Consider the following 9,076-nt stretch of genomic DNA (forward strand, 5'->3'; position numbering starts at 1 on the left):
CATCGCAAAACCGTGGACGACACGTTCAAGGCCAGTGTCATCGCCCAGAACAGTCTCGACAAGCGCATGGCGAAACTTCAGGACGTCGAGACGTTTGCCCGGCCATTAGTCATCAAAGCGCTGAAAGACAAACACTCGCTGGATATCGATGTCGACAAAACGCTGCTGTGTCTGCGCCGCCCGGTGGAGATGGGTATCCAGCAAATCGAACTGGCCTCATTCGAGGTGCTCAAGCTAACGCTGCTGGAAGCCGCACTGCACAACTTCGAAGCTGGCGAATGCGAAGGGACCTACCATTCGAGCTCAGGTTTTGTGGTGGCAGGGTCCACGGCGCAGACGTTCGACCATGTGAGCATCGGTATTTCGGTCAGCCAGTTTCTGCACCTTTGCCGCGATCTGGATGTCGGCCAGCAATACCAGACTTACCTGCAAGGATTCTTTCATCCTGAGGAAACGGTGGCAGAGGCAGTGCTTGCCGAACGCTTCATTGCCGCGCAGAAGGCGACGCTGCGCGCTGCGGCCGAGCAGGCGCTGTTGCAAAAGGATATCGAGGCGGCGGATCACGCGATGATCGTCTCGGTGATTGACGGCGAGATGCATCCCTGGATGGGTAAAAAACAGGTCTGGTTCAAGGACCTGGGGTTGATGAAAAAAAGACTCACCGGCTGCGTCGCGTTCGTCATCTGCGAGAAATACCGCTATACCGACGAACTGATTCTTTACATCCCGCACGATCCTGAACACCCGCTCAAGCGCTACACGTTCCAGCAGATGCGCGACGAGCTCAAACGCTTGCTCACTGCACGCGACGCTTTGCAACAGACGGGCGCGGAGCCCACCGCCTACCAGCGCTTTCTCAGCCAGTTCCTGCCTTATGACCAGCGTCCCGAGTATTTCAGCCAGTTCAGGCAGAAGGCGGCTGACTCACCCGGCGATGGCTGGGATCTGCTGCGCTCGCCATGGCTGTCGGTGCTGCAAGGCTTCACCGCCGGCTCGGCGTTCACCCGCATTCAGCAGGTACCGCCTGAGCGCCAAGTCAAATGGGAGCCAGTGGCGGACCCTTACATCGCACCGTCCACCCTGGGACGCAAGGGGCAGGGACTTTGGGCGCCCAACGAGGATCTGTGGCAATACCTCTATAGCCAGAATCGCACCAAGCTGATCGATGATGCCCGAAGCCATGCGGTACCGACTGCCGAGGTAGACGCGCGAGCAAGGGACGCCAAACTGGCGCATCTGATGCAACTTGGCATGCTCGGTCTGAACATGGTCTCGATGTTCGTGCCTGTGTTGGGCGAAGTGATGATGGTGGTGATGGCCGGGCAACTGCTCTATGAAACGCTTGAGGGCGCAATCGAATGGGCCGAGGGCGACCGGAGGGCGGCCAAGGATCATTTGATCGATGTGGCGGAAAACCTTGCGCAGATTGCGCTGATGGCCGGTGTGGGCGCCGCAGTAAGCAAAATCTCAAGCGCCAAAGCCGTGCCGGTCATTGAAAGTCTGCATCCGGTGAAGTTGCCCAACGGCGAAACCCGGCTGTGGAAACCCGACTTGAGCGCTTACGAGTCGGCTGTCGCACTGCCTGTCAGTCCCGGGCCAAACAGTGCCGGCCAGCACGTGCTTGAGGGTAAAACGTATATTCGCCAGAGCGGCAAGGTCTATGAGCAGTTTTTCGATGAATCGATCGGCAAATGGCGGATCAGCCATCCGACCGACATCAACGCCTGGCAGCCGGTGCTCCACAGCAATGGAAGCGGTGCCTGGCGCCATACCCTGGAACGTCCGCAGGATTGGGATCGTCTGACCCTGTTGCGGCGCATCGGCCATGCAACCGAAGCGTTTTCCGATGCACAGCTGATCAAGGCTGCCGATATCAGCGGTGTCAGTGAAGCCGCGCTGCGCAAGATGCACATTGATTCTTCGCTGCCACCACCGGAACTGACCCAGGCCATGCGCATGATGCAAGCAGATGGCAACGCGGCACTGGTTGTCGAGCAGTTGCGCGGGACAAAACCGATCGATGAACTGTACCTCTACGCGTTGCCGCTGATCACCGAAATGCCGCGCTGGCCGGAGAACCGGGTGCTGGAAGTCTTCGACGGCGAGCAATTGTCCGGCAAGTTCGTCAGGTATGGCTCCGCGCGGCGGTTTCGCGATGTCGACGTCAAGCCACCCATTCAGATATCGCGGGCCGATATCTTCAGCGGTGAACTGCCAGCACGTATTCTCGCAGGGCTGGACGAGTCAGAAATCACTCGGCTCCTCGGCGAGCAGGGGGCACGCGTGCGCGATGGCCGACCGGCAGAGTTTGGCAAGCAGATCGCCGACTACGCCAACACCCGCCAGCCGGCGATTTACGACAGCGTTCATTCGGGGACCGAACCCGTCGATCCGCAGGTTGCGCGCTTGCAGAAGGCCTGCCCGGGACTCAGTGAACCGGCGGCGCAAACGGTGCTGGCGCATGGTCGACCCGATGATCTTCAGCGACTCGGCTCAGGGCAACGAGTACCGCTGCGCCTGTTGGAGGAGGCCCGCTGGTACGCGCGGCAAAGTCGACAGGTAGCGGCATATGCCGGTCTGCGCAGCGAAAATGTCGCCTCTGCGGACAGCCGGCGCCTGGCGTTGCACACGCTGGAGCAATTGGCGGGTTGGCCCGACAGCCTTCGCATTGAAGTACGCGAAGGCCACGACGCCGGCATGCTGCTCGACAGCATCGGCAGTGAAACCGCCGGCGAGAAAAAATACCTGATCAAAACAGGCGTTCAGTTTCAGGCATACAACGAGCGCGGTGAGGCACTCAACAGCCTGCCTCGCAACGGCGACAATTTTTACTCGTCGATCATGCATGCCCTGCCTGATGATGCGCGCCGCAGCCTCGGTGTCCCTGAGGTCGGGCAGTCCGCAGAGTTGCAAGCAAAGATCATCGATCACGCCGACCAGCACCAGGCTGATGCACCCGCGTTGCTGGCGCCTCAGGTCAAGTGGATAAAACCGCCGGTGCGGGTGAACGCTACCTTGATCGGTTATCCCGCCAGTGGACGCGGCGCGGGATTGGCACCGAACCTGCTGGCTCACGTGCAGGATATCTACCCGCAATTGAGCGACGAACAGGCTCGTGGCTTTCTCCTTGACCAATATCGGGCAGGAAAGAACGACCGGGCCATTTTCGAGCTGTTGCAATCACGTCGGCGTGAGTGGGAACAGCTCAATGCGACGCTGGATGAATGGGCGGGGACAGCGACGGCGGCGCCCTGGGAACGCTCCGGAACAAATTACAAGTTTCGCACCGCGCAAGCGCTGAAAACCTGCTGGCGCAACGCTTTGTCCACTGGGGTCGCGGGTGCCGATCAACTGTCGATTCTCACCTACGATCCTCTGCCAGAGATGACCGTCGACTTTGCTCACGTGCGTGAACTGTCGATTGGCGGCGGAGGTTTGACCGACGCCAATGCCGATGCCTTCCTGACGCGATTTGCCAATATCGAAAAGTTGTCGCTGGGGGAGCGGGGCAGTCTGTTCGGCACCTACATGGAGCACGAGCAGTCACTGACGACCTTGCCCCTGAGCGTGACTCGCATGTCCGCGTTGAAAAAGCTCAAGTTCCGAACGCCAGCGCGGGTGATGGCTGCCGATCTGTCGACAAGATTGCGTAGCCTGACCGCGGTTGAGGAGCTTCATCTCGATTTTCCCGGCGGCGCAGGCAGCCCGCCCGAGCTGGACCTGGCTCCCCTTGAACGACTGAAGAAACTCAAGATTGAAGCGCCGGGCCTGACGCAGTGGCCGGCTTATGTGGAACAACTGCCTGAACTGGAGCGTCTGGATCTGACGCAGACCGCCATCGCATCCCTTCCACAGACCCTCTATGTCGGGCACGAGAGACTCTGGGCCGGTTTGTCCCTGGACTGGTCGAGGTTCTCCCACGGAGCGTTCAAACCGGCTTACGACTATGTGAAAAACTACATGGGGGAATGGGGGCATCTGGTTGATCTGGACTTGATGGTCCGCCGCTACTGCGCCGGGGAACTGCAGTTTCTGACGGGTGAGGCCGGCCGTCTCAACCCGTTACCTCAGCGCATCATGAGTCTGTGGAACACACCGGAGACCCGACTTGGAGCCGTGGAGATTCTGCGCGTGGAGCACAGCGCAATTTTCCGCCAGTTCTACGAGGCCAGCGCATCCGCAGAGTTGCGTACGGCGACGCCGGCAGCGCGCTGGCAAGCGCCGCCCAATGCCCGGGTGGTTCGTGCACTGGAAAAAAACTGGCGCGCGGCCATACGCCGGCGTTATCGCTTGAACGATGACGTTCGTCCCTTCAATGCTGAGGACTGGATATCCGCCGGCGATCTGGACGACGCCAGCATGTTTGAACTGGTTGACACCGCCTGGGCGCTAGGCGCGGAGTCGGTGAGTGAGCTGCCGCAATTGCCGGCCGGTACGTTTGCTCATGTACAGCGGGTTCGGCTGGACCGCTTGACTGTGCCGGTCGAACAGATCCGCGGCTTTCTCCAGGCGTTCAGTGGCGCCACAAGCCTGGAGGTCACCGCCTGCGGATTGACCGAAGTGCCGGTGCGGCCAGCCGATTTGCCCCGGCTCACACAGCTGGACCTGTCTTTCAACCGAATCGCCGTGACCCCTGAGGTGCAAGATCAATTCGACGCGCTGAGCAATCTCGAACATCTCAATGCCCGCCTCAATCGGCTGGACACACTGGACGTTTCTCGCCTGACCGGCCTCAGGACGCTCAACCTCAGCTCAAACGGGCTCAATGTGTGGCCGAAGGGGGCGGAGAACCTGGTGCATTTGCAAGCAATGGATTTGCGGCATAACACCATCGGTTCGCTCCCCGATCACGTGCTTGCCGACAACGCTGTGCTGCTCAAGACCCGGCTGCTGAACAACCGCTTCAGTGTCAGCGGCGAAGCGAGCCTAAAGGCGGCGCAGCGACGTATCGAAATGACCTTGGGTTTGCCCGAAGGGGCGCTGCAACGGTTTGAATCGCAAGCGCCGTCGTTACCCGCCGGTTCCAGCGGTTCCAGCGGTGCCACGCCTGACACGGCACTCAATCGCGCCGCTCATCTCTTGCCACTGCCATCTGCCTCGGTCATTCAGCAAGGCACCGACATGCATCGCGCAGTGCTGGAAATCTTTCCGTCACTGTCGCTTGAAAAGGCCCAGGCCAGCGTTGAGCGTTTACGCACTGAAGGCCTGTCCCCTGAGCAAATGGTCGGCAGACTGAATCAGTGGCGAGCAAGTAACGAGGCGTTGACGCGTGAGTTGAACGGCTGGATCTTCAACCCGGCGCAAGGGGCTGGTGAAGGGGCGTCGTCAACAAGATTCTTTGATGCCTCCAGGATCCGCGCTTGCTGGCGGGACGGGCTCACCGGCCATACCGAATCCGCCGGACGGACGCTGAGCCTGTCAGCGGGCGGCTTGGGTGATTTGCCTGCGCTGTCGAACGTGTTTTCCCATGTGCAAACGCTGGACCTGACCGGGGCCAAATTTTCCGTCGAGAGTTTCAACCTCTTCTGCCCGGCGTTTCCTGAGTTGACCACGCTGATGCTCAATGGCACGGGCCTGGCACGCCTGCCGGAAGCTGTCGGCAGTCTGAGCCGGCTCGAACGGCTGGAATTGAGCGGCAATCGCTTGGCCGTGGCGCAATCGGTGTATCAGCACGCGAGCGGGGCGCGGCTGCGCTGGCTCGACCTCAGTCACAATCAGCTGGAAGAATTCAACGCCGCAACCTTCAGCAGTCTGCAAACCCTCAACCTCGGCCAGAACGGCCTGGATTTCTGGCCTGAAGGCGTGCTTGAACTGGCGCATCTGCAAAGGCTGGACCTGTCGGGCAACAACATCATGGTTTTCCCGGACCGGCTGTTGGGCGGCAATCATGAGGCGCTCGTGGCAGGCACCGATCTGTCGGAGAACTCGCTGTCGCTTAACGCATTGGAGCAGATCAGGGACTACAGCGTCGCGCATGGCGGCAGTGAGGTGCTGGGTTACACGCCGGAGTCCTTGCAGCGCTTGATCGCCGAGCGTATGAGCGACTCGGAAAGCGATAGCGGATCCGAATCGGATTCGGATCGGGGTTCGGACCCCGACTCCGATAGCGACGATGGTGATGATCCGCGTGGCGGAGGCGGTGGCGGTAGCAGTAGCAGGCCCGTGGATATGCATGCCGGTGTGGAGGCCGCGGAGGTGATTGCCAATCCGGCGCAGGACGTGGCGACGCCGGCGATGGACATATGGATGACCTATACGCATGCAGATGCGCGTGCAGCGCGGCAAGCGCTATGGCTGCAATTGGCTCGACAGGCCAACCATGAGGCGTTCTTTCATTTGCTCTCGACCTTGCCCGACACCCTGGAATTCAGGTTTGCCGGTGCCGATCTGACCCACCGGGTCTGGCAAGTGATCCAGGCTGCCACGGAAAACGCTGAACTGCGCGAGCTGTTGTTTTTCAACGCCGAAACCCACGGCACGTGCCCCGATGGCCGGATCCTGTCGTTCAGCGAACTGGAGACCCGCGTCTATGAATACAACGCTCTGCGCGACATTCCGCGGCATCGTCAGCTGCAACGCGGCCGAGCGCTGCTTGATCTGACTCGACGGCTGTTTCGCCTGGAAAGGGTGGATCGACTGGCCGAAGCCGCCGCCAGGAACAAGGATCGCGCGGAAGTTCGCCTGCAATACCGCATCGCCATGACACGCGGCTGGCCGGACGACCTGGAGTTGCCGGCGCAACCCGAACACATGTTGTACGCCTCACCGATTCGCGGGCGACGACTGCTCGATGCGCGTGCCTCGGTTCTCGCGGACGAGGCATCACCCATGTTTCTGGAGGATCTGATTGCGCGGGACTACTGGATCCGCTATCTGCAGGATCGCCACGCGGAGGCGTTCGAGGCACTTGAACGCGACGCTACCAGGCGGCACGAAGCGGTCGAGGATGCCTACCCGGACAGAGAAAACAGCGATTATCTGGATGCGATGAGGGTGCTTGAAATCGAGCTGGCGGATGCGCGCATCGAGAAACTCAAGGCTCTGACTCGCACAGAACTGGAGAGCCTGGCGTCGCAGGATGCGGGAGCGTCGCCATCGGCTCCGTCTTCACCGAAACCCGGACCTTCGTGGCGCCGCGACTGAGTGATCGAGCAGACCTGGGAGCAGCGCGCTCCCAGGTCTGCTCGACTCAGCTGTCGTAACCCAGATTCGGCGCCAGCCAACGCTCGGTCACGCTCAGGTCCTGGCCTTTGCGCGCGGTGTAACTCTGCACTTGATCCTTGTCGATCTTGCCGACGGCAAAGTACTGCGCCTGCGGATGAGCAAAGTACCAGCCGCTGACCGCTGCGGCGGGGAACATTGCGTAGTGTTCGGTGAGGAACACGCCACTGCGCCCGGCGCGCATTTCCGCAGCCTCTGGATCGAGCAGGGTGAACAGCGCGGCTTTCTCGGTGTGATCCGGGCAGGCCGGGTAGCCGGGAGCAGGGCGGATGCCACGGTATTGCTCTTTGATCAGCGCATCGTTGTCGAGGGTTTCATCCTTGGCATAACCCCAGTGCTCTTTTCGCACCTGCTGGTGCAGCCATTCGGCGCAGGCTTCGGCCAAGCGGTCGGCGAGGGCCTTGACCATGATCGAGTTGTAGTCGTCGCCCGCGTCCTGATAGGCCTTGGCCACTTCTTCGGCGCCGATGCCAGCGGTGGTGATAAAGCCGCCGACATAGTCGGTGACTTCGCTGTCCTTCGGCGCCACGAAGTCGGCGAGGCAGAAGTTCGGCTTGCCGTCGGTCTTGATGATCTGCTGACGCAAGTGATGCAGCTTGGCCAGCGGCTTGCCGTTGTCGTCGTACAGCTCGATGTCGTCTTCGTTGACCTGATTGGCCGGCCAGAAACCGAACACCGCACGGGCGCTGATCAGCTTTTCGTCGATCAGCTTGGTGAGCATTTCCCGGGCGTCCTTGTACAGCGCAGTGGCAGCCTCACCGACCACTTCGTCTTCGAGGATGCGCGGGAACTTGCCGGCCAGGTCCCAGGAGATGAAAAACGGCGTCCAGTCGATGTACTCGGCCAGCACTTTCAGATCGATATTGTCGAGCACTTTGCTGCCGGTGAAGGTCGGTTTCACTGGCTGATAATTGGCCCAGTCGAATTGCGGCTTCTTCGCGATCGCGGCGGCGTAGCTCAGGCGTTCGGTACGGGCGCTGCGATTGGACGTACGCTCGCGCACGTCGATGTATTCCAGGCGGGTCTTCTCGACGAACCCGGCCTTGAGTTCCTTGGACAACAACTGGGTTGCCACGCCAACGGCGCGCGAGGCGTCGGTCACGTAGACCACGGCATCGTTGCTGTACTTCGGCTCGATCTTCACCGCGGTGTGCGCTTTCGACGTCGTCGCGCCACCGATCATCAGTGGCAGATGGAAGTCCTGACGCTGCATTTCGCGGGCAACGTGGACCATCTCGTCCAGCGACGGCGTGATCAGGCCGGAGAGGCCGATGATGTCGCACTTTTCTTCTTTTGCGACCTGCAGGATCTTTTCGGCCGGAACCATCACGCCTAAGTCGACAATGTCATAGCCGTTGCAACCGAGCACCACGCCGACGATGTTCTTGCCGATGTCGTGGACGTCGCCTTTGACCGTGGCCATGAGGATCTTGCCCTTGGCTTCCGGCTTGTCGCCTTTCTCCAGTTCGATGAACGGAATCAAGTGCGCCACGGCCTGCTTCATCACGCGCGCGGATTTCACCACTTGCGGGAGGAACATTTTGCCGGCGCCGAACAGGTCGCCGACGATGTTCATGCCGGACATCAACGGGCCTTCGATCACTTCGATCGGCCGCGCAAACGACTGGCGGGATTCTTCGGTGTCTTCGACGATGTGCGTGGTGATGCCCTTGACCAGCGCGTGTTCCAGACGCTTGTTGACGTCCCAGTTGCGCCATTCTTCGGTCTCGGCTTCCTTGACGCTGCCGTCGCCCTTGTACTTGTCGGCGATGGCGAGGAGGGCGTCGGTGCCATCCGGGGTGCGGTTGAGGATCACGTCTTCGACCGCGTCGCGCAGCTCGACCGGGATCTGATC

The 9,076-nt window shown here is 60.8% G+C and carries 2 protein-coding genes; one reads left to right on the plus strand and one right to left on the minus strand.

Features of this window, described 5'->3' with window-relative positions:
• The first annotated feature begins 12 nt into the window (after positions 1-12).
• Positions 13-7,143 (plus strand): dermonecrotic toxin domain-containing protein, encoded by a 7,131-nt coding sequence (locus OQK_RS22970; RefSeq protein ID WP_157221930.1) that lies wholly within the window; start codon positions 13-15, stop codon positions 7,141-7,143.
• 46 nt (positions 7,144-7,189) lie between these two features.
• Here OQK_RS22970 and OQK_RS31620 read toward each other — a convergent pair.
• On the minus strand, positions 7,190-9,076 hold a 1,887-nt coding region (locus OQK_RS31620; protein WP_038861602.1), incomplete at its 5' end, for a vitamin B12 dependent-methionine synthase activation domain-containing protein.

This window comes from Pseudomonas sp. R62 (assembly GCF_000257605.1).
GTDB lineage: Bacteria > Pseudomonadota > Gammaproteobacteria > Pseudomonadales > Pseudomonadaceae > Aquipseudomonas > Aquipseudomonas atacamensis.